Here is a 26,136-nt window from a genome sequence, read left to right as displayed (position 1 = left end):
CCGAAGATCAGACTTTATCAAAGAATATCAGACATCCCATCAGCACAAAGGCGACTGCCGCAATCTTTTTGATAACCTGCGGCGAGATGTACTGACAAATGAACTGGGCAAACATGACTCCAAGGAAACTGACAAGAACCAAGGCCAGAGAAGAACCGAGGAACACTGTCCAGGGTTTTTGCGTCTTGGCCGTCATGAGCATGCAGGCAAGCTGCGTCTTGTCGCCCAGTTCGGCGACGAATAGAGTTCCAAAGGTCGTGGCTAGCAATTTCCAATCCATGTTTTCCTCTGCTATTTATGATTCCCGCACAAGATACCACATGCCGGGCAACTGCTGCACGGCACCACGCATCTCAAGCATGAGCAATATGCGGCTGATGGTGGAGGAATCCAAATCCAACTGCCGCCCCAGGGCGTCGATATGCATCTTGTCCGTCGTATCGAGAAGATCCAGCACCCGTTTCTCGTCTTGGTTCAAAGCCATGGAATCCCGATCGGCACGAGATGTCCGCCTTTGCGATGCAGTTGAAGACGCCCCCTCCGGCTTCCCTGTTTTTTTATTATTCTTAACCACAGCCTTTTCCACATCAACCCCTTTCTCATCCCGAGCCGGGGCCGGATCAGGCACATGGGCCAATTCACGGGCAAAGTCGTAGCGCAGAATCTCGACAATATCGGCGGCGGATTCAATGAGGGCCGCCCCCTGCTTGATGAGTCGATGGCAACCGGTGAATGTCGGCTGCCCAATGGGACCGGGCACTGCAAAGACATCCCGTCCCTGCTCTCCGGCCAACCGGGCCGTGATCAGGCTGCCGCTATTGTGAGCGGCCTCAGCCACCAGCACCCCCAGCGCAAGCGCGCTGATGATACGATTCCGATAGGGAAAATAACCGCCCCGAGGTTCTTCTCCGGGGCCATGCTCCGTGACCACCAGCCCTTTGCGGTAAAGCTCCTGCCTGACGTCGGCATTGCCAGTGGGGTAGTCTATATCCAAACCGCACCCAAGGACCGCGATGGAACTGCCGATCCCCTTGAGGCCACCCAGATGCGCCTGCCTGTCGATACCGAGCGCAAGGCCGGACACCACGGTAATGCCGATTTTCGAGAGCTGCGCGCTGATGCGCCCGGCTGTTTCCAGCCCCAGACGGGTGCATTCCCTGGCACCGACTACGGCCACACCGGGATTCTTGAAAAGCGTGATGTCCCCACGCACATACAGCATGGACGGAGGATCGGCTATCATCTTGAGCGCATCGGGAAACCTTGGATCGAACCAGGTGACAAAATCCATCTCCTGCTTGAGCACCGCCTTGTATTCCCGCTCGGCCTTCTCCCTCCAGACCTCCCCGGCGCAGGCCACGGCCACAGCGTTGCCAGCCAACGACAGCACGGGCCATCGCGCCGCGTCCTGCACGGCATCGAAAGCACTCGGATAATGGGCGAACAATTCCTTCCACACCTTGGGACCAAGGCGGGGCGTATGTTTGAGGGCCAGGCAGGAAAAAAATTCTTTTTGCAGATCCATGGAAACGCAGTTCCTCTCAAAAGCAGCATGGCCGGACCCCGAACATGGCGAGATACCGGCCATTCATGCCATTCATGGTCAATGCAGACGTCAGCCGCCCAAACGCTTCAGTTCCTTACGGGCCAGACCGGCGGCATCGGAATCCGGGAAATCCTCCAGCAGAGCACGCATGTAAAAAACCGCGTTGTCCCGGTCTCCGACCCGATCATAGGACATGCCTATCTTGAGCATGGCCGAAGCGGATTTGTCGTGCTTGGGGAATCGCCCCGTAACCTCCTTGAAGGTCAGTATTGCCTGGGCATAATCCTTCTGAGAATAGTAGGTCTCCCCTTTCCAATACAAGGAATTGGGAGCTAGCGGATCATTGGGATACTTGGCCAAAAACGTGTCAAAAGTAGCGCGGGATGCATCGAAACTTCCGGCATTGTATTGGGCATACGCCTTGTCATACAAGCCCTTGGAAGAAGACGTCTCCTGTAACGGCTTAACTTTGATAGGCTTCTTGGCCTCAGGACGTTTGATCACTTTCGGCGCGGGAATAACTGCCGGCGGCTTGGGGACAGTGGCCCACGGCTTTTCCTCATCGCTTTCGATCATGGGATTTTCAGCCGTTTTCTGCCCTTCCACCCATCCGTCATCCTCCGGCTTGAGATCGGTCACCCATCCTTGATCCATGGGCGGGGCCTCGTCAGGGGCATCAGTTACGCCGCCTGTCCGCAAGGCTGCAAGCTCGGTCTCGATGTCCGCCAGGCGTCGGTCGAGCTTTTCCATGTTCTGGGTATTTTCGTCAGCCGCCTGCCGCTGCTTTTCACGAAAATTCAGGAAGCTTTCTTCAAGGCTCTTTATGCGCCATTCCGTGCTAGCCGAAGTGGTGTCCGCATTCTTCTTTGTCGTGGCACAGCCAACGAAAGACAGGCAGAACAGGGTGAGCAAAACGAGCTTCAGGCATTTCATCAAGGGAATCTCCGCTATTTCACGGTTGAACGTTTCATAGGAAATAGGCGATACAACGATTTATTGCAAGGAGTCGATGACCTGAATCCGATAATCGCGCCCAAATGGCCCCTTGCATGCCTCACGTTTTTCAGGCAAAAACGCGCACAGGACATCATTCCCTTTAGGCAACCCTACCGGAGTTCCAATCAACCATGAGCATACAAGAAACCCTGACCCTCATCGCCTTCCTGCTGGCACCGGCATTTTTCAGCCTGCTCGGCATGGGAGCCCTCGGCAGCCCGGCCATTGCTTTCCTTGCGGAAATCTCCGCAAAAACCCGAAGCAAGGTTTTCATCGACAAATACGGCCAACAGACAGCTTCCATGGGCCTGATCCTGATCGTGGCGTTGGTCCTCATATATGCGGCCACCCTCGGCCTGACCCTGTTCAAGTTTCCGCACCTTCTCAAATCCTACCTCACGCCCGGCTCCCCCTTCAACAATGGGATCATCGCATTCGGAGTATTTGCCATATCCGGCCTGACCTATTGTCTGACCTGGAAAAAACTGCGCAACTCCAAAGGCATGCATATGGTTCTGGGCGGTGTGGCCACCTTGTCCGCCATGACGGGCCTGGCCATTGTCATCCCGGCCAAGCTCGCCCTCAACCTCTCTCAGGATACCCCGGCGGCCGAAGCCACAGCCAATGCCGCGATTCTGGCCCTGCCCATGTCCACCATGTATGCGCTTCTGGTTCTCTCGGCCGCAGCCGCACTCAGCCTGGTCTACATGATCATCAGGCGAAACAAGGACGACTTCGGACGAGACTACTACAATTTCTCGCTCAGATTGGCCGCCCGCTGGGCCGTACTGCCCATGATCGGCTTTCTCGGATGCCAAGGCTGGGTCTTTGCCAGACTCCCCGAAAATATCAAGACCATCGTCCTGGGAACGCCGCTGGCATACGTATGGGCGGGCCTGACTGCCACCGGTGCCGTCTGCGCCTTCATCTGGATCATTTTCGCCCGCAGCGAGTCGCCCCTCAGACTCAAGGGCCTGGCCTTTCTGACCGTGGGCCTTTTCTGGCTCATGCACGCCCTGAACGCCACCCTGTTCGTGAACTTCATGACCATGATGTAAGTATCCAAAATCGGACAAAAAAAAAAAGCCGGGAACACATGCTGCCCGGCCTTTTTTCATACTTTAGGAAAGACGCTACTTGCCGCTCTGCAACGCCCCGGCCACGGTCAGTGGTTCCTGCTTGCGTCCCATCTGTGTGGACAGGCTGTATATCTCATGCGGATCGAGAATCAGGACCACGGAACCATCGCCCATGATAGTCGCGCCCGACAGCCCTTTCAAATTGAAATTGTTCAGATATTGCCCCAAAGGCTTGATAACGATTTCCTGGCGTTCCAGGAGTCTGTCCACCACCAGGCCGAGCCGACGGTCGTTGTCCTGAATGACAACCATGGGCAGCACGTCCCGTTCGTCCATGGACTGGGGCAGGTCCAGCAGTTCGGCCAGCTCCACGATGCCCAGCACCTCACCGCGCAGGGTAACGGCTTTGCGGTTGTTGATATCGGACAGTTTTTCCACCTCGATTTTGGTGGTCTCGGAAACGGCATCCAGGGGGATGGCGAAGGTATCGCCTGCCACCTGAACCATGAGCGCGTCGATGATGGCGAGAGTCAAGGGCAAGGTCAGGGTCAGCTTGGAGCCTTTGCCCACCTCGGATTGGGTGTGCACACTGCCTTTCAGGTTCTTGATGTTGGTCTTGACCACATCCATACCGACACCGCGACCGGAAATATCCGTGACCTTTTCTGCGGATGAAAAACCCGGAGCAAAAATAAGGTCCAAGGCCTCACGGTCATCCATGGCATTGGCTTCATCCTGGGTAATAACACCTTTACGGACGGCCACTTGTTTCAATTTATCCGGGTCCATACCCCGTCCATCGTCCTCCACCTCAATGGCGACGGAATTGCCTTTGTGGTAGGCTCTGAGCCAGACATGCCCCTTGGGTTTCTTGCCTGCGGCGACACGCTCGGCTTCGTCCTCCAGACCATGATCGACCGCATTCCTAACGAGGTGGACCAACGGATCGCCGATCTCCTCCACCACGGACTTGTCGAATTCGGTCTCTTCTCCTTCAAGAATCAGTTCCACCTGCTTGCCGGATTTTCGGCTCAAGTCCCTGACCAAGCGGGGGAAACGGGAAAATACGGTCTGCACCGGCACCATGCGAACCTTCATGATGGTATCCTGAAGATCGTCGGAAATACGGGCCATGGCATAGGTGGTTTCCGTGAGTTGCTGGGCAACCACATGGACGGCCTCCTGCCCGTCTTCAAGGGCGCGGGCCAGCATGGCGTAACGGTTCCTGTTGATGATCAACTCACCGATGACATTCATGAGATGGTCAAGTTTGTGATGGTCCACACGGATGGTGCTTGAGCCCTTGGGCTTGGACCCAGATTGACTTTCGCCATCCTTCTTGTTGACGCTGGACATAGGTGTAGTCGCCGCCTTAGCGGGCTTGGGAGCGGGTTTGGGTGCAGGTTTGGGGTCCGGGACAGGAGCCTCGACCTTTTGTACCGGGGCGGCGACGGGCTTGGACGCAACCACCGGTTCGGGGACAGGAGCAGGATCAACCTTCGCAGGTGCAGCTGCAACGGCAACTACCTGAGGCTCTTCGACAGTACTACCGGCCAATTTCTCCAAAACAACCATGATCATATCTTTGAGAATGGCGTATTCCTGCTCCAGAATATCGAGCATCAGGGAAAAATCCATATCGGATTTGCGGGCCTGATCAACCAGCCCCACCGTCCGGCCAGCATATTCCTTGATCTCATCGAAGCCCATATAGCCAGTGGAATTCTGAATGGTCTGAAACGTTCTGAACAACCCGTCGATGATATCCTTCTGCCCGGAATCCTCCTTGAGCATGTCAAAGGCCACCACGACAGCCTCAAACTGCTGATTGATGGTCTGCACGAACAGAGCGACATCCTCGGAATCATACTCGGCGCTCGCAGCGACTTCAGGTTCAGCGACAACGGTATCGGCTGCCTGAATTTCTGGAATGGAAGCCTGGGACTCGGCCTGGACTGGAGCCTGAGATTCCACCCTGGCCTCCCCGTTCTTGGCATCGCTGACAATACCATTGACAGCGTCCACATTGCCGTCCTCGGTTACCCGTTGCAATACCTGCACCATGATACTGGTATCCAGAGGCTCAATCTTGCTGGTCTCCACATCCACTTTGGAAACCAATGCCTCGATTAAATCCACAGCGGCCAGCAAAAGGTCTATCAAACCCTGACTCGAAGCTATCTCGCCCTTTCGGACCTTGTTGAGCAGCGTCTCAGCCTCATGGGTCAGAGAATTGAGTTCCTTGAAGCCGATGATTCCGCTATTGCCCTTCAGGTTATGGAAATACCTGAATGTGTCATTAATCAATTCATCATTGCCGTCATGATCGCCTTCCAGGGCCAACAGACAACGGTTCAAATTTTCAATGATCTCCTGGGCTTCCTCAAGAAAATCTGCCAGATGCCCCTCCCCGACCGTGGTCAGACCATACGGGGTGGCGTCGAAATCGGGATCCGGTTGCGGATTGAACGCTTCGGTCACAGGCTCTTCAACGGAAACCGCCTCCTCAAGAACAGGATCCGGTTCCTTGTGCGCTGGCTCGACCATAGCGACCGGTTCAACAACCGGCGCAGACACAGGGGCTGAAGCGGCCTCCACAACCGGCGGAGCATCTTCTACGTCAGGCAACTGGCCTGCAAGGGCCAGCTCGATCTGAGCAATAATGGGCGCAGTGTCGACATGACCCTCGACACCGCTGGTCTCCAGATTGTCAACCATGGTCCGCAGGGCGTCAGTGGCCGAAAGGATCAGATCCATGATAGCCGCAGTGACGCGCATGGACCCCTGGCGCAACTCATCAAGTATGTTTTCTGCCTTATGCGCCAAGCCATTGATCTTGTTCAGCCCAAGAAAGCCAGATGCCCCTTTCAGGGAATGCATGGGCCTGAAGATTTCATTGAGAAGACCAAGGTTGTCAGGGCTCTTCTCAAGCTCCAACAAGTTGGGCTCGATGGTCTCCAAATGCTCTTTCGCTTCGACAAAAAAGTCGGATAAGATTTCCGGATCGAGAAAGTCCTGGTTCATCAAGTTCCCTCTGGCTGCGGGACAGCGTTATGATTCAAAAGCCGTTTCCCGCCGCGTCGGTTGGATTTCCACCGATTATATAAGGCGTTACCCCAGCAACATTTTGACGTTTCTCACCAATTTCTCTGGTTGAGCAGGTTTTACCATGTAGAGGTTCGCGCCCACTGTAAGCCCGGTCTGAACATCCTTATCCTGGCCCTCGGTAGAAAGAACCACGATAGGAATATCCCGATACGCCGCTTGTTCCCTGACAGTTTTAATAAAAGTCAAGCCGTCCATGCGAGGCATATTGACATCTGAAACGATCAAATCGACTGCACCGAGACTGTACAGCTTTTCCAGGCCGTCCAAACCGTCTTCAGCGGTCGTCACCTTGAACCCTTCCTTTTTCATGATGAAGGCCACAAGGTTCCGGACAGTCTTCGAATCGTCCACAATCAGAATATGTTTAGGCATACTTCCCCCTTGAATAACATAATCCGGGTCACTTTATCAAATCCGATTAAGTGCATACCCTACTCTTCCTTCTTGTAAATTATAGCGCCAGGATAGTGAATGGGTTTGAACGCACGCGTGATGTTATGCAACGATTCGGAATGCCCGATAATCAGGTAACCGCCCGGCAGCAAATTGTCGTAAAATGCGTTGATAACCCGCTTCTTCATCTCATCATCAAAATAAATTATGACATTTCGGCAAAAAATCACCTGCGATCGCTCTACCCGTTTTACCTGTACTCGATCCCTCAGATTAATCTGCCCAAAACTCACCAGCCTTTTGACTTCCTGCTTGATCTTGTTCTGTCCATTGTCCATGACAAAATACCGCGCTACGATATCTGGAGGAGTCGTCCTGAGAGTATAGTCATTATAAATCCCCTTTCGGGCGGACTCCAACACTCGATCGGACAGATCGTTGGCCGTAATCCGAATATCCCACGAAGCGACCTCGGCCTTGAGCATCTCATGAATGATCATGGAAATGGTGTACGGTTCTTCGCCCGTTGAACATCCGGCAGACCAGATGCGCAACTTCCGTCCCTGCTTGCGACAGAAGGCGAACACTTCGGTCAACACCTCATTCTGAAAAACACTGAGCTGCGGCGGATTGCGATAGAAGCTGGTTTCATTGGTCGTGATGACCTCGAACAACTTCTTCATCTCCTGAGCCTTGCCCACATCGAACCGAAGCAGGTTGTAATACTCGTCAAAATTTTTCAGATTCAGTTTCTTGAGTCGATTCCCAAGACGATTTTCCAACAGATACTTGCGATTATCCGCAATATAGATTCCACATTCTGCATAGATGAAGTCCCGCAGATGGGAAAACTCCAGATCCGTTATCCTCAGATCTTTGCCAAGGGTTATGGTTTTGGAAAAAAGGGATGACATTAAGAGCGCCTACTCCTGTGAGTCCTGTATCTTGGCGATAGCTTCCTCGGCCGCGCTCACCAACTCATACTCATCGCTGTTGGTGACTTCCAACAGCGCCGCAAAGGCCTCTCCACCACCGATATTGCCCAAGGCCTCAATGGCCTTCATAACGACAAACCGGTTGGAATTATTCAGCATATCAATCATAAGCGACACAGCCTGAGGCGTGGAGTGTTCTCCCAAGGCATCCATGGCCCTGATTTTGACCCAGTCATCATCGTCGCTCAAGGCATCAATAAGATGCGGAACCATATCGTCGTCATAATGCTGTCCCATGATCTCAATGACCGTCAGGCGCACATCCTTGCTCTCGTCGGAAAGACGATGCAGCACCAGGGGCCGCCAGATATCGTCATGCCCTTCAACAGACGCCAGGGCCTCCACTGCAACCTTGCGAATATCCGACAACTCATCCTCGACCGCCTGTTTCAGTATGTCCAGATTCTCCACGGGGGCGAGCTTGCCGAGGGCATAGGTGGACATGAGCCGGGATATGGGGTCCGGGCTGTCGAACATATCACGAAAACGTGCCATGACCTCAGCCCCGCCGATGGCAATGCAGGCATCAAGGGCAGCTTCCTTAACGTCATCGTATGGGTGCTCCAAAAGCGGAAAAATCCTGCCAGCAACTTCTGCCAGCCGAAGCTGTTCTCCCAAAAGATAGACAGCGCTCTTCAACACGGTGCCGTCGTCGTGTTCATTCAATATTTTGACAAAAAAGTCCTTGGCCTGCTCGAACCCATGAGCAGCCACAACACTGACTATCTGCCGCTGCACAGGCAACCCGGCCTTCCAAAAAGCACCCATGAGGATATCGCAGACCTTCCTGTTCTCCTCAACCCCCTTGGGACTGATCTGGGAAAGCGTCTGCACGGTGACCCTTGCAACATCCTGATTCTCGCCGAGCAAGCCGACCTTGAGGGCCTCGGTCAGACCTATCTGCGCCAGGAAGGTTATGATCGACTGCAGCCGCTCCTGATCCCGATCCTGATCCAGGGCACCGGCAATCTGCAGAATACCTCTCGAAGCCTCTTCGCCGCCCAGATAAGCCAGTCCCTGAATGGCAGCGTCCTGAATCTCCACATCCTCGTCCTGAAGAGCAACCAGCAGATAGAGCTTGAACCGCTCGCGCTCGTCGTCGCTCAACAGGGTCAGGGACTTGCCGCCAAGAATCTTGACTATGGCCTTGGCGATCTTGTTGCGCAGTGCAGTCGGGGAGTCGGACATACGTTTGAGCAACATGGTCACGGCCTTGACGTTGCCCATTTCCCCCAGTGAATCGATAATCATGGACGCCACCAAATCCGAGGCTCCATCCAGGGCCTTGACCAACGCATCCACGGAACTGGCATGGCCGATCTTGGTCAATGCCTCGATGACGGAATACTGGACCCATTCCTCGTCATCGATGGCCTTGTTCAGACATGGGGTGGCGTCTTCCATGCCCAATTCGCCCAGACTGACGGCGGCTTGATATCGGACGTTGACCTCCGGATCCTTGAGCAGGGCGTCACACAGGGGCTTGACCGCCAGGATGCTATTGGTGGAACCAAGTATGTCGGCGACAAAAATGCGGATATCCGTGTCTTCATCCTGAGTCAGATGTATCAGGGAGGCCATGTCCTGATTCCCAACCTCACGCAGGATATCCATGGACAGGTTACGCACGGGAGCCTCATCGGAACGCAGGAGCGGAATGACGGCCTGCACGGTCTCCTTGCCGCCGATCTTGCGCAAGGAACTGTCAACCGCTTCCTGAATGCCCAGATGGTTGGTCTTGAGCAATTCAGCCAGCTTGGGTACCGCCTCCACACAATTATCCTCGCCGGCTCGAAACGCGCTCTCCCGCACAACTTCCTTGTTGTCGCTACCCAGCAGCGCCAGATACTCGGTGCAATCCGCCATTTCGTCAGCCCTCCCACTATGTGGATTCATGGATCCTTGTTTGTTTTCTACTTGAATAAATTCGCGATGATGGACTCGGCCATATCGTCAAGATCAACAACCTCATCGACAAGGTTCTCGTCAACAACGGCCTTGGGCATACCGTACACCACGCAGGTGGAATCACTCTGGGCCAGGGCACGGCCCCCTTTAGCCTTGAGATCACGTATTCCTTCACATCCATCGTTGCCCATGCCGGTCAGGATCACACCGAGCCCCCGACGTCCCACGGCTTCCGCTGCAGAACTGATGAGCACATTGGCTGAAGGTTTGTACAAGGCTTCCCGAGGCTCTTCGGAAACGATCAAATCGATACGACTGATTTTCTGGTCAAGGATCACATGCCTTCCGCCAGGAGCCACAAAGGCGTGTCCGGCCTTGAGCACGTCACCGGTCTCGGCCTCCTTGACCTTGATATTGCTGACACTGTCCAGACGCGCGGCAAAAGGACCAGTAAATGCGGCAGGCATATGTTGGGCGATAACGATACCGGCCGGGAAATCGGCAGGAAGCGAAGACAAAATCTTCTGCACCACCGGAGGTCCCCCCGTGGACACGCCAATGACGACAACATCCCGTAGAGGTCGACCGGTCGGACGCGCGAAAGGTGCAGCCGGTTTAAGTTTGGGGCGGACCGCAGTTCGGGCCACCACATGCCGCATCTTGCGCGCGGCAACGGCTTTGACCTTTTCGATCAGATCCTTCTCGATCTTGATAATATCCAAAGATACTTTGGATAATTGCTTGGGGATGAAATCAACAGCCCCGAGCTCCATGGCCTTCAGCGTGGACTGGGCCCCCTCTGTGGTCAGAGAACTGACCATGAGTACAGGCCTGGGAGACTCCATCATAATATGCCGAAGGGCGGTCAAACCGTCCATTTTCGGCATTTCGATATCCATTGTCACGACATCGGGATCAAGCTCGCGCACCATGTTCAGCCCTTCCTGGCCGTCACGAGCAACACCCACCACAACGATGGAGGGGTCCTTGTCGAGCATGGTGCTGATGGCCTTGCGCATGAAGGCGGAATCATCAACGACGAGCACTTTAATCACAAACAACTCTCCTTAGAGCTAATGCCGGCAGACAATCAGCAGGCGACGTCCTCAAACCAATCCGGGATTGCATTTTGCAGCAAACATCCCTACGGACTGCCATGACTACCTTTTTTTATTCATTCAAATTCTGACTTTAGGCATCTTTAATTCCTTTGTCCACAACCTTGGCTCCAAGTTGCATTTTTACCTTGCCTTTTTGAAACCTGTGGACTAAACATCCCTCTCACGCAATCGGGATGTGGCTCAGTCTGGTAGAGCGCTGCGTTCGGGACGCAGAGACCGGAGGTTCAAATCCTCTCATCCCGACCAGATATTACAGGCACTTACGGAAGTTTTCGTAAGTGCCTTTTTCTGTTCATCACATAATTTGTCACATTTTTCCAACGCCAAATCAAAAAAAAGCCAAGATTCTGACATAATATCAACGATATGCTTTGCGCTCTGAACGCATAGATTGCTCCTCGTGCGTTCATTGATTGCTCTGATAAAAAGATATACTTAAATATCAGTCTACAGCCCTTGCCACTATAAGTCCTAACCCCGTACCAAGAGATTGCCATGTGGGAACTAATTAAGGACATAGGAATTCCAATTTTGACTTTTGGCCTAGGATTCCTGTCGAAGCGGTATATCGACAGTAAAAACCTCACTACTGAACATGATATCAGGGTATTTCATACGCTTGATGCCATAGCCGACGAAAATACTATGAGAGCAATCTACGGAGGCGCACGCTCAAGCTACCATATTGGTCAGGCTAGAAATAATTTTTATCACTATCTCTCAGAGGCACCGAAAGCATCTAACAAATTCCTTTTTGATATTATCGAGAACAAAAAAACGCAGCTACTGAAAGCAACCGATGAATTACTAAGCTACTATGCCATAGAGGGACTACCCACCCGTAACGATGATCAGTCTATTGACCCCGCAACGATGGAGGGGGTCTTTGATCGGGATCGAGAAAGGGTCAGGTTCGAACAAGAAGTAATGCCCAAAAGCGACATACTCGCAGATGCATTCAAAGCAGCCTTCATTGATTACCGAGCCACAGTAAAAAAAAGGCTAAAAGTCTAATCAATAGAACAAAACAGTACGACTTGATACTGTCACATTTCTTGTTACATTTTAGACCCATTTTACGGGTATTTTTCATGTGACATACAAAAATAAATACAGTGACTACAAAGGATACAACGTAATCCATCCCGTTCGGGACGCAGAGACCGGAGGTTCAAATCCTCTCATCCCGACCAGATAAATCAAGGGTTTATGGAATCACTCCATAAACCCTTTTCTTTTCCAGCACCTGCACACCGCCTTGAGATGGGCATGCCGCCAGACTGCCAGTGAGGTAGGACTCTTCTGATACGCACCGCATATGCAGACGCACGTACATTTGTATTGACTTTTGACCACCCCGCTCATAACTCCCGCTTTCATGTTTGAGAATCAGAAACAGCTGATGCAAAAAACCGTTTTTTCCCAAATCCTAATTCGGCTGGAGGATATTTGAATGACCCCACCCTTGGAAAGATGGACCGTTGAACGATCCACGGAACTCTATGGCGTTCGGGATTGGGGTGCCGGTTTCTTCGGCATTTCCGAGTCCGGTGATCTTCAGGTAACCGCTGCGCCAGGCAACTTCGGAAACGCGGTCAGCATTCCTGAAATAATCGCGGGCATTCAGGCGCGGGGCCTCGACATGCCCGTACTTCTCCGCATCGAAAACCTCCTCGAAACACAGATTTCCCTGCTCAACAACAGCTTCATTGCAGCCATAAAGAACCTTGACTACCAAGGATCGTATCTTGGCGCATATCCCATCAAGGTCAACCAGCAACAACAGGTGGTGGAGGCCGTGACCCGTCATGGCAAGAAGTACCACCACGGATTGGAAGCCGGCAGCAAGGCCGAGCTCATTGCGGCCATGGGCATGCTCAACGATAATGAGGCTGTACTCGTATGCAACGGGTACAAGGATGAGGAATTCATCAACCTGGCCCTGCACGCGACCCAACTGGGTTTCAATTGCGTACTGGTAATCGAAATGCCTGGTGAACTACCACTCATTGTCGAACGCTCCAAGGCGCTTGGGGTCAAGCCCAATCTTGGCGTTCGCGTCAAGCTCTCCACACAGGCCAACGGCCTTTGGGCCGATTCCGGCGGCGACCGTTCCATCTTCGGCCTCAATGCAGCGCAGGTCATCGACAGCATCGACAGCCTCAAGGAAGCCGGGATGCTCGATTGTCTGCAACTGCTTCATTACCACCTGGGCTCGCAGATTCCCAACATCCGCGAAATCCGTAGCGGTGTGGCCGAAGCAAGCCGAGTCTATGCAGGCTTGGTGGCAGAAGGCGCCGGAATGCGCTACCTCGACCTCGGCGGTGGTCTTGCCGTAGATTACGACGGCACAAAGACCAACTTCATGAGCAGCCGCAACTATTCAGTAGATGAATACTGTGTCGATGTGGTCGAAGGCGTCATGACCGTACTCGACGAACAGGGTGTGCCGCATCCGACCATCATCACCGAATCGGGTCGGGCACTGGTCGCGTACTATTCCATACTGCTCTTCAATGTACTGGATACCGCCCGCTTCGTACCGGAGCCGCTTCCAAAAGAACTGCCTCAAGATACCTATATTCACATCCTGCACCTTCACGAAACAATGCAGTCCTTGAATCTGCGCAATGTCCAAACCTGCTACAACGACATCCTCTACTACCGGGATGAAGTCCGTCAGGCCTTCAATCAAGGCAATATATCCTTTCGGGAACGCGCTCTGGGGGAAAACGTATTCTGGCAAACCATCCAGCGCATCGCGACAATCGCCAGGGACCTGCCCACTATCCCCCAAGAGCTTGAGGGCGTCATTCAAACACTTTCCGACATTTACTACTGCAATTTCAGTGTGTTCCAATCTTTGCCCGACGCATGGGCCATCGGACAGCTCTTCCCGATCATGCCGGTACACAGGCTCGGCGAAGCACCGACCCGCGAGGGATTCCTGGCCGACATCACCTGCGACTGCGACGGCAAGATCGACCGGTTCATCGACCGACAGGGCGTCAAACGAACAATGCCTCTGCATCCATTGAAGAATTCTGAAGAATACCACCTTGGCGCTTTCCTTGTCGGGGCATACCAGGAAACACTCGGCGACCTGCACAACCTGCTCGGTGACACCAATGTCGTCACTGTCAGGATAGGCGAGAACGGTAAATTCGATTTTGTCGGCGAATTGGAAGGCGACACTGTGGAAGATGTCCTTTCCTATGTGGAATACGACACCAAAGCCCTGCTGACCCGCTTCCGGGAAACGGCTGAAAACAGTGTGCGCCAAGGCCGGATAACTCCGGCACAGAGACGGGAAATCCTCCAGGCATACAAAAGCGGCCTGCAGGGCTACACCTACCTGGAAAGATAAACCGGAGACATCCAAACCCAGTCGACTCCTTCGCCTGCCAGCATGGGGCACCCCTTCTCATCCCGGCCAGAAAAAAGGACTTGCGGTCACTCTCCGCAAGTCCTTTTCCTGATTATGTCGTCCAAGGAGACACAGGGGATACAAACCCCGCCTCTTTAGTGCGTCTTTGCCTGTCCGCTCACATCTGCGTACGTCGGCTTCACATTCCACATGGGGATGAAGAGCAATTTCTTCCCGTCCAACGGCAGCTTGTCAAAGCTGACCTTCTTGTAGTCCTGATCATCATAAGTCCGGAAGTACAGGGCTTTTCTGTTGAAATCGTATACAGTGGTCCACTGCGTATAGTCGAATTCCTGTTTCCCGTCGCCGCCGATCCCGCTGGACAGTCCCTTGGGGATGGAGAAGTTGGCGATCAGGTTCATGCCCAGAGTCACGGAGCCATCCGCATCCTCGGGTTGAAGCGCAGTGTTGGCATAGAAAGCAGCCCGCACAAACCGTGAAGGCGGAGTCTGGTCGCCGGGCAACCCGAGCAGCCCCGTTCCCTGCCCCAACGGCGTGATCTTGTAATCACCGAGCTTGAAGGGCTGCACATTGTCCGGACGCAAATTTATATACATGCGCAGGTGGTTCAGATGCCAACCGAACGACGGGGCATTGGTGAAAACGCCCACAGGATTTTCCGAAACCGTAATCACCCCGCCTATGGACTCGATAACAACGGCCTTGCCGCTCGCATCCACCACGGACCAGTGGACGAGCGGGGACATATGAAGAAACTCAACCTCAACTCCGGTCAGCTTCAATTGGGGGACCCTTTCCTTCACTTCAGCCACCGAGGCACAATTGCCCAGGAGCCAGGCTCCAAAGTCAGCCTGGGATATTGTCTGGGAATAATCGGCAGGCTTGATCTTGGGATACTCCGACTCCCCTGCCGCCATCCAAAAACCGCCAACGTACAGGCCCTTCTCGTTCATGCCCTCAAGGGGACTCTCCATTGCAAATCCGTTGGGACCGACGAAGGCATATTTATTGGTCCACTGCATGCCTTTTTTCCCGTCGGGGGCCGAGGAAGTCCATGCCATGCCTCGCGGCACGATCATGATATCGGATTTGGTTGAAGTGCCGAATTCCATGGAACGAACCCACACCACCGAGCCGTCCTTTGCAATGACGCGCATTCCGGTGCACGCATATGAGGCGACCGAGCCGACCAACAACACTGTGCTGAAAAGAAATAACAGCAGGAATAGTCTGAAACGAGAATGAACCATCGAATTTCTCCTCCACTCGATTAAAAAAATATGACTCTCAACTTGCCCAACAGCCCTTCCCTCACCCTCCTATTTCTTACGGGCATGGCTTCATGTCAACCTGATTAGGGTAAATCTTTATTCATCCAATAAAAATAAAGGAACAATTGAGTCATTTCTTAATTTCATAATCAAACACCATGAACAAAAAAAAGGATTCGCGGCAATTCACCGTGAATCCTCTGTGCACCAAAGCTCAATCCACCTATTTCAATTGGGCCATCTCCGGTTTGTTGAGCACGCCGAGAACGTATTCGCCAAGGTGTTGGGAGGTGTTGATAAAACTGAGCACCTGAAAAAGACGGCGGGCAGAGAAACGTCCGGTCACCCCCTGGCTTCGCAGCTCGATGAAACGGTTTTCAATGACGTCCACAGCCGCAGCCAGCTCGTGGGTGTCGTGCGGAACACCCTGACCAATGGCCCGCAAGGCCTCGGAAGTGGCCTTGGCCAATCTGGTAAGCTCAGGGGCCATGATAATGTCAAACCCATCACCCTCCACGTCGTTCAACAGGATGGGCATGGATTGAAGCCGCTCGAGCACGGACTGAAGCACGGTCACCTGCAGGGAGAGCAACCTCACGTCGTCCCTGAAGAAACGACTTTCCGTGACAAACACCTTATGAAACATCTCACGATTCTTCTGGGCCTCTACCGCCAGATCAAAAAACAGGTCCGGGTCCGTCTTTTTTTGCCGCTTGAGAAAGTTGTCCATGAGTATGGTATAGTGAGTGGCCAGTTCCTCATACTGATCCCTCAGCTTCCCGCGCAGAACCGCCCCGGCGCGACTCGGCAAGACAACAACCGAGACGACGAACGCGCAGAGTACGCCAACACCGATCTCCACCACCCTGAACAGGGTGAACTCGATACGATTCTCCGCGTCCAGACTGGTCAGAAACACGATGGCCACAGTGATGGCCGCCATGCGGAATCGCTCATTGTAGCGTGTCAGATAGGCGCAAACTCCGGCTCCGACAAAAAGGCCGAGCATGGTGGCGCCGGGCGTGGGCGGAAAGATCAGAATGAGCAGTATGCCTATGACCGCGCCAATGGCCGTGCCGGTAAAGCGATACAGGCACATATTGATTGAGTCCGCCACGTGCATCTGCATGACGATAACGGTGGTGATGACCGCCCAATAAGCGTAGGGAAGCCCCACAAACCCGGACAAATAATACGCCAGTACACTGGCCAGCCCGACCTTAAGGCCGTGCCGCACGTGCCCGTTAATGAAATGTTCCCTGATGAAAGACATGGTACGCCTTGTTGAGTGTCCGAGAATGCAACCATACCCGTATTGACAAGCAGGTCAACGTTGCACCGCCCTTTCTCACACTCACAGAGACGGGTCAAGCCTCAAGTGTCATACTGATCCCGATTCATCGGATACGCCGGAACCATTGCCGGAAACACACCGGCAAGACTGGCATGGCTAATCTCCGGGATGCTTGAGCAACTCCATTCGCTTGAGCTTTTCCCTGAGCGTCTTTCGATTGATGCCAAGGACTTCTGCAGCACGGCTCTTGTTGTCCCCGGTCATGACCAGAACATTCTTGATATGTTCGAATTCCACTTCATCGAGCGTACGGTTGACGCTCCCCTCCCTGGGCAAACTGAACCGCATGGTCTCGGGCAGGTCCGTGATTTCGATGGGGTCATGATCCACGATGACGACCAGCCGCTGAATGAGATTCTCCAGCTCTCGGACGTTGCCGGGCCAGTCGTGCCTCCGTAGCGCCTGCAGGGCTTCATCCGTAAGACTCGGCGGTGTCCGGTGCATGACCTTGGAGAACTGCGCCAAAAAGTGGTTGATGAGCACGAACATGTCGTCACCGCGTTCGTACAAAGGCGGAACCTTAATGTCCACCACATTGATGCGGTAGTAAAGGTCCTCGCGGAAGGTCCCTTCATCCACCATGCGGCGCAGGTCCTTGTGAGTTGCCGCCAGGATGCGCACATCCACGGTCTTCACTATGCTGGACCCAACCTTGCAGAACTCCTTGGACTGGATGACCCTGAGCAGTTTGGCCTGCATACTGGGACTGGTGTCACCGATTTCGTCCAGGAAGATGGAACCTCCGTTGGCTGCCTCGAAAAACCCGGCCCGGGACTCCTTGGCGCCGGTAAAGGCACCCTTGACGTGCCCGAAAAGCTCGCTCTCCACCAGGCTGTCCGGAATGGCCGTGCAGTTGACCGGCACGAATGAAGCGGTCCGGCGGTCACTGTTGTAGTGCACTGCCCGAGCCACCAACTCCTTGCCCGTACCGGACTCGCCACTGATCAGGACATTGGCGTCAGTAGCCGAAGCCTTGCTGATCCGCTGAAAGACATGCTCCATCTCCGGAGAGGTGCCGATGATGCCGAAATTATGTGGCGGGGTGTCTGCCGATGCAAGCACGCGCCTTCTCTGCAAACGCTCCACAATGCGATTCACCGAGGACAGCAGCTCCTCCGTGGTGAACGGTTTGGCCAAGTACTCCCCTGCCCCGTCCTTGATGGCTTCCACGGCTCCGGGGATGGAAGGATAGCCGGTGATCATCATTATTTCCACATCAGGAAGGTTGGCCCGTACGTGCTTGATGAGATCCAACCCCGAAGACACAGGCATCCGATAGTCGGTGATGACCAGGTCTATGGTCAGATCCTCCAACAAGGCCAGGGCCTCATCCACCCGATTGCAGGTAAAGACCTCGTAGCCCGCGGGTTGAAGGTTTCGCTTGAGCACCTCCAGGGTGGACTTGCTGTCGTCCACGGCAAGGATACGGATAGCACCACTCATCATTCATCCCCCTTGCACTGCTGCGGGCAGGGAAAGGCCACTTCCACCCTTGTCCCCTGTCCCGGTGCACTTTCCACCTGAATAACGCCACCGTGGGCTTTGACTATGCCGTGGATCACGGACAATCCGAGGCCTGATCCCTTGTCGACGTCCTTAGTGGTGAAAAAAGGCGTGAAAATCATCTTGAGCACGTCCGGTGTCATGCCCGGCCCATTGTCTTCAATAATGAGATACGCGTCATTCTGGTGGCTCATGGTACGGATGGTCACCCTTCCGCCCTCGCCCATGGCCTGGATGGAATTCACCACCAGATTGACCACCACCTGCTTTATGTGCTGCGGGTCCGCCAACAGCTTCGGCAAGGATGTGTCATACTCCCGCACCAGTTCGATATCGCCGCGCATGGCTCCGGATTCAGTAATGCGCAATGCCTGCTCAACGGTATCGTTAAAATCTATAAGGGTCGGTTGCGGCGGAAGCTGTCGGCCGAAGAACATCAACTTCCGAATTATTTCGCGAGCATGCAACGAGGAGTCAACAATATTGTTGAGATCGGTAACCAATTGTTCGGACAGGTTCGGAGTCTGAAGAGCCAGCTCGGCAAATCCGAGGATATTAGCCAACGGCTCATTGATCTCATGCGCCACCCCTGCGGAAAACTGCCCGATCTTGGCCAGCCGATCGGATTGCCGGAGTTGCCGCTCCAGCTCCAGTTTGGCCATACGCGTTTCCTTCTTGGAAATCAGCACCACCACCTGCTGCACCACCGTGGCGAACAGATCTCTCTCGTCCTCAATGAATCCGGGACGAAAGGCATCCTCACTGACAGCAACGCTCAGAGAGCCCCGCTTCTCCATGTTCACCATCAAATCGGATCGAAGCATGAACTCCGTATCCTCATAGCCCGGGGTTTCCCACTTCCGATGTCCCAGCCGAAGCTTCACACGGGTCATTTCAGGATTCTGGAAAGCGGAGGGCAACAGATTCACGACTTTGCTCAACGGCACTCCAAGGTCCTCATTGACATCGCCCATGAGCTGACTGATGGCATACAGGCAACTCAATTCCTTGTTACGTTCAATAAGGGTAAACCGCTCCCGCAAAAGCCCTTTTTCTCGCAGGACCAAATCCGTCACGTCCTGCCCGACACACAGCAGGCTGACGAATTTGCCATTGGAATCAGCCAACGGCTTCAGATTCCAGTTGACGTAGACTGTGTCACCATCCTTGGCCCGAATTCTCCCGGCAAAGGCGGACATCCCCTGTCCGTGTGCGCTTTCAAAAATGGCACGCCGGGCGACAGCACGTTCATCCTTGAATATGAAGACCTCAAACCAATCCTTCCCTGCCAGCTCCTCAATCCTGTAGCCGGACAGGGTTTCGAGTTCGGTATTGCCGTGAATGATTCCTCCATCGTAATCGAGCGTCACCACTATCCCGTGGCTCAACTCCATGACGGCGTCGTAATAATTCTGGAGGTTCATGCAGACTTCCTCATCGGGAGAAAATACAGTTAGTTCCAATGCAAGTAAATCGTTTCATCATCAGGACGCATGGCCCGGCAGGCAGACTGCTGCCGGGCCATGCTAGGGCTAAGGTTGGTATGCAATTAAAACTAATGACTGAGCCTGAGTCCCCATCCTTCAAAGATGAAGAGAATGGCGAAGCCGTACCACAAGGTATAGAACACGTAGAAAGCAAGGGAGAAGATCACCAATCCGATCTTGTCCATGATGTGCACCGGCTCCACCTTGAAGTAGTTGTAGGCGGCTTCCACGGCCTTGGCCTGGACAACACCTATTATCTTGGCGGCCTTGAACTCTCCCTGCGTCGTCAGCACCTTGTCCATGAGCTTCATGCTGGTCCACCAATTGAAGACGGCCCGGCGGGCATCAAGCCCGTACCTGTCTTCTATGGCCTTCGCGTCATTATGATACATGGCCTCGGCATCGACCAGGCTGGCGGCCAAAATGGCACCCAGCGAACCCGAAACCTGCAAGACCTTGCCATCGGCAACCGCGTTGCTGCCAGCCTTCTCGAACAGCAATTGGGATTGCTGCGCTTGGGCTTCGGTTCCGTAGGTCAACTTGAAATCCACGTTCTTGTCATTGAAAGCATCGGTCTCCGCCTTGAGTTGGGGAGCATAGTTAACCGATCCCTTGGAAATGGAGTTGTACAGATTATCCAGGTACTGCATGGCGTTGTGTCCATCAAACAGTGGCTGGAACATGAAGAACAACACCAGGAAGAACACCGACAGGAGGGATACTCCCAAATAGAATTCCTTCTTGTTATAAATCATGACCCTATGCCTCCTTTCTCTTGAGCGCGGATATGTTCATCAGGAACGTCCCGATGACCCAGACGGAAAACCCGCCGATTACGATGAAAAATGCCCAGATACCAATGCTGTTAAGCACGCTGCCAACTCCAGGCGACATGGAAATGATGTCCATTTCGGCAAGCTTGCCCGGCAGGGCGAAGATACGGTTCATGAAACCGGCCAGGACCGCCATGGCATAGAAGCCACGGATGGTGATGCCGGGTACGACCTTGGTAACCAACGCCCCAATCTGAATACCCAGCAAAGAACCGATGAGCATCCCCATGGCCAGGGTATAGAAGATGAAGCCGTAGATGGCGTACTGGGTGATGGAGGCAAAACCCGCCGTAAACACGATCTGAAAGATGTCGGTCCCAACGGTGGTCATGGACGACACGCCCAGAACATAGACGAAGATCGGGAAGGTCAGGAAGCCGCCCCCCACACCCATGATGCCTGCGGCCAGTCCGACAAGCGCACCGGACAGAACCAGGAAAATCCAGGAGATGCTCCGTCCGCCGGGAACCAGATCCTGATCGAACTTGACCATGGGCGGGAAGTTGACATCCTGCAGACTCCGGGACATGGCGCCGAGCTCCACACCCTCTCCGCCATGTGCCCCGCCGCCGCTGGCCGTCTTGCGGGAACGCAGGAAGTCAGTCAGGGCATAGAAGCCGAGGAAGCCGAGCATGAAGGAATAGACCGAGGTGATGAAAGCATCGCTGAGCACGGGGTTGATCTCATACAGGATACGGTTGATGAGACCGCCTGCCGTGGCCCCGATAATGGCACCCACGAGGAAGACCGCTGCCAGCGGCACTGATACGTTGCCGAGCTTGCGGTGAATAACGCTTCCCATGATCGCCTTGGCAAAGATGTGAAACAGATCGGTACCGACCGCCAGGATGCCCTTGATCCCTGCTGACATGAGGGCCGGAGCAATGATGAATCCGCCTCCGGCACCGATGCAACCGGTGATCAGACCGGCGCCCACGCCGATGGCAATGGACACGAAAAAGATGCCCATGCTGTAGAAGGCGGGACTGTAGGCCTTCTTCCCGCCCAGCAACTGCGGCAGGACAGGGCCAAGCTCATCGGCAAAGGCAATACCTCCCAAAATGATGGGAATGATCATCAATCCAATGATTATAAGCTTCTTTCGGCTACTCGTTATGGACTTGGCATTTTCGATTTCCCATTGAGCGAGAGCACCGGCCCCCGCCAACATGAACCTTCCCCACTGATTAAAAAAACGCATAACTATTCCTCGCTTCCTCTTGTTTGGTTTATGCCCATCCGAAGCCTTGGCGCTGCGCCCCATCACTCCAGATTGCTTTTTTTCCTTGCTGCCGCGTCCTCGATCTTGAGGATCAGGGCATCCACGTCCACCGGTTTCATCAGATAATCGTAAGCCCCCATGGCCAAGCTCGAAATGACAAGATTCGTGTTGGCGTGACCGGTAAGCATGATCACCTCCACCTGAGGGTGCCGCTGTTTGATCTCGCTTAACGTCTTGATTCCATCCATACCGGCCATCTTGATATCAAGCAGAACCACATCGAACGTTTCCCGCGCCATAAGCTCAAGAGCCTGCCCCCCTCCGCCTGCCAGGGATATTGAGAGTCCCCTGCGGTCGAGACGCTTGGCCAAGGTCGTGATATAATCGACCTCATCGTCGATGAGCAGCACTCTGATATCACTCATGAGGACACACTCCCTGCACCCAGGCGCAATGCCTTGCCATACAGTTTTTCAAAGTCAAAAGGCTTGGACAAATACCCGGCTGCACCGAGCTTGATACACTCGTCACGAGCCTCTACACTCCCATGCCCCGTGAGCATGAGCACTGGCATATCCGGCGCCATCAGTTTAAAAACCTTCAGGATTTCAACACCGTCCATCCCCTGAAGCTTGAGGTCCACGATGGCCAGATCATACTCGTTTCGGCGAAGCAGGCGCACAGCTTCCTCGCCGTTTGAAGCCGGAGTAGCATCCACCCCCCGTCTTCTCATGCGCTTGCACAAGACTTCGGCAAACCCTGTCTCATCATCAACGATAAGCAGCTTCACGCTCCGGTCTCCGGCCAATGTCCCGCACACGTTTTTACCCGCACCTTACGCCATACGACCGGATATGTCATTGATCCTGGCCTCAACCACCTCTTCGTCATGCTCCTCCTTGAGCGAGCGGGCTTCCCGAATCTTCTGATTCAGCTCGTCAAAACTGCACGGCTTCATCAGGTAATCGAACGCGCCGTGCTGCATGCCTTCCACGGCCGAGGGAACAGTTGCATGACCGGTCAGCATGATGACCTCCACCAGGGGATAGGTTTCCTTGATCTCCTGCAGGACGACGATCCCGTCCTTGCCGGGCATCTTCATGTCCAGAATCACGACCTGGATGTCTGAATGCGCAGCAAGCTGATTCATGGCTCCGTCTCCGTCGAAGGCCTGGTAGACGACCATGTTGCGCTTCTCCAACCGCTTGGACATGGTTTCCACAAACCCCACCTCATCATCTACTATCAGAACAACGGCATCAGTCATGGTGATTCTCCTGTTGGTTTTCACGTTGCTTCGGCGCTAACGACAAAGGGAGCCGGAGGGTAAAACGGGTCCCCTTGCCAACGGTGCTTTCCACGTCTATCTCCCCGCCCATCTGATGAATTATTCCATAACAAATGGACAGCCCCAGACCGCTCCCCTTGCCCACAGGCTTGGTAGTGAAGAACGGATCAAAAATTCGATTCAGATTGGCGGCCGGAATGCCGGGACCGGTGTCCGCGACCTTGATCACGGCATGGTCTTCCTTCATGCCGCAAGAAATGGTCAGGATTCCGCCTTCCGGCTCCATGGCCTGAATGGCGTTGGTTATGAGATTGAGCAAAACCTGCTGCAACTCGGTGGCTGATGCGCGAATGGAAGGGATGTTCTCTGCCAACTTGAGGGAAAAATCCACCTGTGCAAATCGTGCCTGCTGCATGGAAAGATCAACCACCTCACGAATAAGCGGCTGCAAGGCAACTGCTGTCACCCGCGGATCGGTCTGGCGTGCGAAACTGAGCAGCTTGTGCGTGATATCCTTGCAACGGCGGCCCTGATTCGCCACCTGCGCCAAGGCACGATTGATCTCATTGGAAGAAGGCATATCCGAGCCTTCATCCTCAAGAAGATCGCTGACCCAACCCGCTTCCTCTATCATGATGGCCACAGGATTATTAATCTCGTGAGCAATACCGGCGGCCAATTCACCGATAGCAGCCAGCTTGCCGGTCTCCACCATCTGCCTGGTCATCATCTCCGACTCCTGATCGGCGATCTGACAGCGGACCACCAGCTTGCGGGAAATGACGACCGCCATGACCACGATCCCCAATCCCCCAAGAAGGAATATGGCCAGCGTCACCAGCTCCGTGCGGTTCATGGCAGAAAAGACGTCCGAAGTCTTTTGCTGATAGACCAACTCCCATTCCCCGCCCTTGATGGGAGCGGAAACCGTCACATACCTGTCGCCGGCATCGTCGATTGATTCGTATATAGAAACCCCGACAAGGGAAACCTCGTGCTTCAGTTCCCGGTGCGGCGTCAATTCGAGATCCTGATTTACTTCATCCTTGGGCCGGGTCTGGTATACCCCGCGGCTGTTCCGGATGTATGCAAAACCGGTCTCACCGATTCGGATGTTCTGCACCAAATAACTGAAGGCGAGAAAATCGATTGTGGCCCTTAACGTCCACCTGCTTCCAAGAGGACCGTTGTTTATGGAAATAATAAAATGAGGAGATTGACGCAGCCCCTCGAAGACGTCGCTGATACCGGCATTGGCCCCCTGTGAATTGAGGAACCACTCCGCCTTGGAGTAGTCCGCTCCAAGCAGATTGAAGGGACCGGCATAGGCAACTTGAACACCTTCTTCATCCACGACCCCAAGGTCGACAAAAATGCGCCCGTACTGCTGCTGCATCTTCTTCAACGTCTTATCCAGAAACACGGGAGAACTGAGCTGATCAAAGGTAAAGGTCCGGCTGACGTACTGGACCTCGGCAAGCTTGTCTTGAAGAAATGTATTGATATTGTGGGCGTGCTTGTCAACGACCTCTGCCAGATGGGCATAAACCTTTTCCCTGTATATCGAACGGAACTGATCAAAGATGACACTGCCCAGGAGTATGAGTGGAGCGATGGACACCGTTATCACGGTCAGCGCGATGTTGCGTGACAGCTTTTCATATGGTGATTTCTTCTCGAGATGCATGGCATGTTCTCATTGTGACCGCAGTAACCCTATCGCCTGATACAATTCTCCCCTGTCGATATCCATCATGAGCAAACAGCGTGCCATCAACTCCTACCGCCATCAAATATCCGGTTGATTTTACCCACGCACTTAGCATTGAAATAATTACTTTTTTACAAAAACCCACTCCGAACCCTGGTCAAACACACTCCCCCCACCTCAAGCAAAAAACACCATAGGGGCTGTTCTCAGCCACATAGTGGTACATTTTGCCCCGTCGATACAAAATGTACCACCTGGGCAATATCCACCCGGAGCCCCTGTGAAGGGGAAGCTTTCGATGACACCTTAGCACAGAGTGGGGCGTTATGCCCCATCTAAATGCATACCCGCTTGTTTCTCCTGATCAATCAAAAAATAAAACAAGAAGACCCCATTGGTTAAAACAGAACCATCACACCATAACATGCTCTATAAACAGATATATTCTGAAAGCTTCAACTGGATAAAAAAGTATCGAACACCATACGGTCCACACGTCACTGGCATGGTCATTGTATTGTCCCGGCTGAAACCGGAGTGAATATCGTGCAGACTTCCATACGCGTCCTGATTGTAGATGATGAAGCCGATTTCGCCCTTGCCCTTTCCAGGCGATTGCGCCGCCTGGGGGCATCGGTAAATACGGCGTCGAACGCAGTGGATGCATACGAAATACTGGAAACAGATCCAATGGACGTGGTCCTGCTGGATATGAACATGCCTGACCTGAACGGGCTGGAAACGCTCAAGATCATCCGCAGGAACTTCGGTGGGGTAGGGGTTATCCTTCTGACCGGGGGTGGAGACATGTCCAAGGCCATGCAAGCCATGAAGGCAGGAGCTTTTGACTACCTCCACAAACCTGTCCCCCTGGATCGACTCTGGGAAAAAATCAGGAATATGGCCGGGACAAAGCCGCATTCTTGAAACAAC

22 protein-coding genes and 1 tRNA gene are annotated in these 26,136 nt (G+C 53.7%); 5 read left to right on the top strand and 18 right to left on the bottom strand.

The window, feature by feature from the left end; translation table 11 throughout:
* Positions 1 to 7 precede the first annotated feature (7 nt).
* The 3 genes from DWB63_RS01880 to ybgF all read right to left on the bottom strand — a co-directional run bounded on the left by DWB63_RS01880 (position 8) and on the right by ybgF (position 2,479).
* A complete protein-coding gene (locus tag DWB63_RS01880) occupies positions 8 to 280 on the bottom strand; it encodes a TMEM165/GDT1 family protein (protein ID WP_128327098.1) in 273 nt (90 codons plus the stop codon).
* 15 nt (positions 281 to 295) lie between these two features.
* On the bottom strand, positions 296 to 1,525 hold the full coding sequence (gene dprA / locus DWB63_RS01875; RefSeq protein WP_128327097.1) for a DNA-processing protein DprA: 1,230 nt from the start codon (positions 1,523 to 1,525) through the stop codon (positions 296 to 298).
* Between the two features lie 90 nt (positions 1,526 to 1,615).
* Positions 1,616 to 2,479 carry a tol-pal system protein YbgF gene (ybgF, locus tag DWB63_RS01870; protein WP_128327096.1) on the bottom strand — a complete coding sequence of 288 codons (864 nt, stop codon included), beginning with the start codon at positions 2,477 to 2,479 and terminating at the stop codon, positions 1,616 to 1,618.
* A 194-nt stretch (positions 2,480 to 2,673) separates the two neighbouring features.
* On the opposite strand from ybgF, the gene DWB63_RS01865 reads away from it, so the two are divergent.
* Positions 2,674 to 3,600 (top strand): hypothetical protein, encoded by a 927-nt coding sequence (locus DWB63_RS01865; protein WP_128327095.1) that lies wholly within the window; start codon positions 2,674 to 2,676, stop codon positions 3,598 to 3,600.
* 75 nt (positions 3,601 to 3,675) lie between these two features.
* Here the strand turns inward: DWB63_RS01865 and DWB63_RS01860 are convergent, their stop codons facing one another.
* From DWB63_RS01860 to DWB63_RS01840, 5 genes are all read right to left on the bottom strand, one after another.
* A complete protein-coding gene (locus tag DWB63_RS01860; protein WP_128327094.1) occupies positions 3,676 to 6,645 on the bottom strand; it encodes a chemotaxis protein CheA in 2,970 nt (989 codons plus the stop codon).
* A gap of 87 nt (positions 6,646 to 6,732) precedes the next feature.
* The gene (locus tag DWB63_RS01855) at positions 6,733 to 7,101 is read right to left on the bottom strand and encodes a response regulator (RefSeq protein ID WP_128327093.1); all 369 of its coding nucleotides are present in this window, start codon (positions 7,099 to 7,101) and stop codon (positions 6,733 to 6,735) included.
* 59 nt (positions 7,102 to 7,160) lie between these two features.
* On the bottom strand, positions 7,161 to 8,036 hold the full coding sequence (locus DWB63_RS01850; RefSeq protein WP_128327092.1) for a protein-glutamate O-methyltransferase CheR: 876 nt from the start codon (positions 8,034 to 8,036) through the stop codon (positions 7,161 to 7,163).
* Between the two features lie 9 nt (positions 8,037 to 8,045).
* Positions 8,046 to 9,983, bottom strand: a complete 1,938-nt coding sequence (locus DWB63_RS01845) for a HEAT repeat domain-containing protein (protein ID WP_128327091.1) — start codon at positions 9,981 to 9,983, stop codon at positions 8,046 to 8,048.
* Positions 9,984 to 10,030: 47 nt separating this feature from the next.
* Positions 10,031 to 11,080, bottom strand: a complete 1,050-nt coding sequence (locus DWB63_RS01840; protein ID WP_128327090.1) for a chemotaxis response regulator protein-glutamate methylesterase — start codon at positions 11,078 to 11,080, stop codon at positions 10,031 to 10,033.
* A gap of 235 nt (positions 11,081 to 11,315) precedes the next feature.
* On the opposite strand from DWB63_RS01840, the gene DWB63_RS01835 reads away from it, so the two are divergent.
* The 3 genes from DWB63_RS01835 to speA all read left to right on the top strand — a co-directional run bounded on the left by DWB63_RS01835 (position 11,316) and on the right by speA (position 14,513).
* Positions 11,316 to 11,392, top strand: a tRNA-Pro gene (locus DWB63_RS01835).
* Positions 11,393 to 11,641: 249 nt separating this feature from the next.
* Positions 11,642 to 12,160: a hypothetical protein gene (locus DWB63_RS01830; protein ID WP_128327089.1), complete on the top strand. Its 519-nt coding sequence runs from the start codon at positions 11,642 to 11,644 to the stop codon at positions 12,158 to 12,160.
* 439 nt (positions 12,161 to 12,599) lie between these two features.
* Complete coding sequence (speA, locus tag DWB63_RS01825; RefSeq protein WP_128327088.1) at positions 12,600 to 14,513, top strand: biosynthetic arginine decarboxylase; 1,914 nt, start codon at positions 12,600 to 12,602, stop codon at positions 14,511 to 14,513.
* A 155-nt stretch (positions 14,514 to 14,668) separates the two neighbouring features.
* Here the strand turns inward: speA and DWB63_RS01820 are convergent, their stop codons facing one another.
* The 10 genes from DWB63_RS01820 to DWB63_RS01775 form a co-directional block, all read right to left on the bottom strand.
* Positions 14,669 to 15,691 carry a linear amide C-N hydrolase gene (locus tag DWB63_RS01820; RefSeq protein ID WP_164879742.1) on the bottom strand — a complete coding sequence of 341 codons (1,023 nt, stop codon included), beginning with the start codon at positions 15,689 to 15,691 and terminating at the stop codon, positions 14,669 to 14,671.
* Positions 15,692 to 16,028: 337 nt separating this feature from the next.
* Positions 16,029 to 17,078 carry an FUSC family protein gene (locus tag DWB63_RS01815; RefSeq protein WP_128327086.1) on the bottom strand — a complete coding sequence of 350 codons (1,050 nt, stop codon included), beginning with the start codon at positions 17,076 to 17,078 and terminating at the stop codon, positions 16,029 to 16,031.
* Between the two features lie 177 nt (positions 17,079 to 17,255).
* Entirely contained in the window at positions 17,256 to 18,605 is a 1,350-nt protein-coding gene (locus DWB63_RS01810; protein WP_241648537.1) for a sigma-54 dependent transcriptional regulator, read from the bottom strand.
* Positions 18,602 to 20,086, bottom strand: a complete 1,485-nt coding sequence (locus DWB63_RS01805) for an ATP-binding protein (protein ID WP_128327085.1) — start codon at positions 20,084 to 20,086, stop codon at positions 18,602 to 18,604. The genes DWB63_RS01810 and DWB63_RS01805 overlap by 4 nt, the downstream gene beginning before the upstream one ends.
* Positions 20,087 to 20,217: 131 nt before the next feature.
* Positions 20,218 to 20,904, bottom strand: a complete 687-nt coding sequence (locus DWB63_RS01800) for a hypothetical protein (RefSeq protein ID WP_128327084.1) — start codon at positions 20,902 to 20,904, stop codon at positions 20,218 to 20,220.
* A 4-nt stretch (positions 20,905 to 20,908) separates the two neighbouring features.
* A complete protein-coding gene (locus DWB63_RS01795; protein ID WP_128327083.1) occupies positions 20,909 to 22,183 on the bottom strand; it encodes a sulfite exporter TauE/SafE family protein in 1,275 nt (424 codons plus the stop codon).
* 62 nt (positions 22,184 to 22,245) lie between these two features.
* The gene (locus DWB63_RS01790; RefSeq protein WP_128327082.1) at positions 22,246 to 22,629 is read right to left on the bottom strand and encodes a response regulator; all 384 of its coding nucleotides are present in this window, start codon (positions 22,627 to 22,629) and stop codon (positions 22,246 to 22,248) included.
* Positions 22,626 to 22,994, bottom strand: a complete 369-nt coding sequence (locus DWB63_RS01785) for a response regulator (RefSeq protein ID WP_241648536.1) — start codon at positions 22,992 to 22,994, stop codon at positions 22,626 to 22,628. The genes DWB63_RS01790 and DWB63_RS01785 overlap by 4 nt, the downstream gene beginning before the upstream one ends.
* Positions 22,995 to 23,039: 45 nt before the next feature.
* Positions 23,040 to 23,471, bottom strand: coding sequence for a response regulator (locus tag DWB63_RS01780; protein WP_128327081.1), 432 nt, complete (start codon positions 23,469 to 23,471; stop codon positions 23,040 to 23,042).
* Positions 23,464 to 25,179, bottom strand: a complete 1,716-nt coding sequence (locus tag DWB63_RS01775) for a PAS domain-containing sensor histidine kinase (RefSeq protein ID WP_128327080.1) — start codon at positions 25,177 to 25,179, stop codon at positions 23,464 to 23,466. The genes DWB63_RS01780 and DWB63_RS01775 overlap by 8 nt, the downstream gene beginning before the upstream one ends.
* A 570-nt stretch (positions 25,180 to 25,749) precedes the next feature.
* Here DWB63_RS01775 and DWB63_RS01770 point away from each other — a divergent pair.
* Entirely contained in the window at positions 25,750 to 26,130 is a 381-nt protein-coding gene (locus DWB63_RS01770) for a response regulator (RefSeq protein WP_128327079.1), read from the top strand.
* Positions 26,131 to 26,136: the final 6 nt, after the last annotated feature.

It is taken from the genome of Pseudodesulfovibrio sp. S3 (assembly GCF_004025585.1).
Classification (GTDB): Bacteria; Desulfobacterota; Desulfovibrionia; order Desulfovibrionales; family Desulfovibrionaceae; genus Pseudodesulfovibrio.
Note: the sequence above shows the minus strand (reverse complement) of the source record. Positions and strands in the feature narration are given on the sequence as shown.

Bases quoted from the DNA above. Each gene is read 5' to 3' on its own strand.
- DWB63_RS01880 (WP_128327098.1), bottom strand. From the start codon at position 280: ATGGATTGGAAATTGCTAGCCACGACCTTTGGAACTCTATTCGTCGCC.
- dprA (WP_128327097.1), bottom strand. From the start codon at position 1,525: ATGGATCTGCAAAAAGAATTTTTTTCCTGCCTGGCCCTCAAACATACG.
- ybgF (WP_128327096.1), bottom strand. From the start codon at position 2,479: ATGAAATGCCTGAAGCTCGTTTTGCTCACCCTGTTCTGCCTGTCTTTC.
- DWB63_RS01865 (WP_128327095.1), top strand. From the start codon at position 2,674: ATGAGCATACAAGAAACCCTGACCCTCATCGCCTTCCTGCTGGCACCG.
- DWB63_RS01860 (WP_128327094.1), bottom strand. From the start codon at position 6,645: ATGAACCAGGACTTTCTCGATCCGGAAATCTTATCCGACTTTTTTGTC.
- DWB63_RS01855 (WP_128327093.1), bottom strand. From the start codon at position 7,101: ATGCCTAAACATATTCTGATTGTGGACGATTCGAAGACTGTCCGGAAC.
- DWB63_RS01850 (WP_128327092.1), bottom strand. From the start codon at position 8,036: ATGTCATCCCTTTTTTCCAAAACCATAACCCTTGGCAAAGATCTGAGG.
- DWB63_RS01845 (WP_128327091.1), bottom strand. From the start codon at position 9,983: ATGGCGGATTGCACCGAGTATCTGGCGCTGCTGGGTAGCGACAACAAG.
- DWB63_RS01830 (WP_128327089.1), top strand. From the start codon at position 11,642: ATGTGGGAACTAATTAAGGACATAGGAATTCCAATTTTGACTTTTGGC.
- speA (WP_128327088.1), top strand. From the start codon at position 12,600: ATGACCCCACCCTTGGAAAGATGGACCGTTGAACGATCCACGGAACTC.
- DWB63_RS01820 (WP_164879742.1), bottom strand. From the start codon at position 15,691: ATGCGCGTCATTGCAAAGGACGGCTCGGTGGTGTGGGTTCGTTCCATG.
- DWB63_RS01815 (WP_128327086.1), bottom strand. From the start codon at position 17,078: ATGTCTTTCATCAGGGAACATTTCATTAACGGGCACGTGCGGCACGGC.
- DWB63_RS01810 (WP_241648537.1), bottom strand. From the start codon at position 18,605: ATGATGAGTGGTGCTATCCGTATCCTTGCCGTGGACGACAGCAAGTCC.
- DWB63_RS01805 (WP_128327085.1), bottom strand. From the start codon at position 20,086: ATGAACCTCCAGAATTATTACGACGCCGTCATGGAGTTGAGCCACGGG.
- DWB63_RS01800 (WP_128327084.1), bottom strand. From the start codon at position 20,904: ATGATTTATAACAAGAAGGAATTCTATTTGGGAGTATCCCTCCTGTCG.
- DWB63_RS01795 (WP_128327083.1), bottom strand. From the start codon at position 22,183: ATGCGTTTTTTTAATCAGTGGGGAAGGTTCATGTTGGCGGGGGCCGGT.
- DWB63_RS01790 (WP_128327082.1), bottom strand. From the start codon at position 22,629: ATGAGTGATATCAGAGTGCTGCTCATCGACGATGAGGTCGATTATATC.
- DWB63_RS01780 (WP_128327081.1), bottom strand. From the start codon at position 23,471: ATGACTGATGCCGTTGTTCTGATAGTAGATGATGAGGTGGGGTTTGTG.
- DWB63_RS01775 (WP_128327080.1), bottom strand. From the start codon at position 25,179: ATGCATCTCGAGAAGAAATCACCATATGAAAAGCTGTCACGCAACATC.